Here is a 278-nt window from a genome sequence, read left to right on the forward strand (position 1 = left end):
GGAGCGTGGACGACGCTGCCTCGGGCGTGGCATCCGCCGATCCGGTCGGGTTGACGGTGTCGGAATCCGAGCGCGGGATGTACCAGCTCACCGGCAGTTCACGCATGCCGAACCACCCTCGACGGGAGCGGACGATCGTGAACCCCTCGTCGCGGAGGTGGAGGGCGTAGTCCGGCGTCACCTCGGTCGGCGAGACGCGCACCCACCCCCGACGAAAGTCGTAGGCGTGGGTCGCAATGTGGCGGCGAGACATGCGAACCTCCTCGTTCCGAGCCTGG

At 68.7% G+C, this 278-nt stretch carries 1 protein-coding gene; it reads right to left on the reverse strand.

What is annotated here, in order from left to right; all coding sequences use genetic code 11:
- Positions 1–253: hypothetical protein (locus tag ACZ3HG_RS23450; RefSeq protein WP_465334736.1), on the reverse strand; the 253-nt coding region annotated here is incomplete at its 3' end.
- Positions 254–278: the final 25 nt, after the last annotated feature.

It is taken from the genome of Erwinia sp. PME.40.26/001 (assembly GCF_055556675.1).